Annotated in this window: 1 pseudogene; it reads right to left on the reverse strand. The window is 60.9% G+C overall.

Annotation, left to right across the window (positions count from 1 at the left end):
* Positions 1 to 611, reverse strand: a pseudogene (locus tag ACSHZY_RS18895) (DDE-type integrase/transposase/recombinase); the annotation flags it as partial.

Raw genomic sequence — 611 nt, forward strand, 5'->3', positions numbered from 1 at the left:
CGATCGCGCTGTGGGGTCGGTCTTCGTTGTGGTGTCGACGCCAATCCTCCAGCTTTTCCCGTGCGACCGCGAGGCTCATGACGTTGCCAGCGTCGCGCCATTGGTCCGAGCGACAATGGCGACGTGTGTTCAGACACTCGGACCGGAGCTTGCTGTTGAACGCCTCGATGAAGCCGTTGTCGGTGGGCTTGCCGGGGCGTGGGAAGTCCAGCGTGCCATCGTTGGCATAAGCCCATAGATCGAGATCGCGGGAAAGGAACTCGCTGCCGTTGTCGACCCGGATGGTTCTGGGATAGCCGAGTTGGCCGCAAACCCGTTCCAGTGTCTGGACCACATTTTCGCCGCGGTAGGTGAAGCGCGGATCGGCCGCCGGACAAAAGCGGGACTGCGTATCGACGATCGTCAGGATGCGCAGCTTGTTGCCCAAGGCCAACTGGTCATGGACACATTCCATGGCCCAGACATCATTCGGCCCGACGGCCTCGGCGCGATCCTCGCGCAGCTTCGCCTTGACCCGCCGCTTCGGATGCTTGTTGCGCAACTGGAGACGCAAATCGTTGTAAATCCTTCGGGTTTTCTTGATGTTCACCTACCAACCTTCCCGTCGCAGC

Source organism: Falsirhodobacter sp. 1013 (genome assembly GCF_051195255.1).
In the GTDB taxonomy this organism is placed as follows: Bacteria; Pseudomonadota; Alphaproteobacteria; order Rhodobacterales; family Rhodobacteraceae; genus Falsirhodobacter.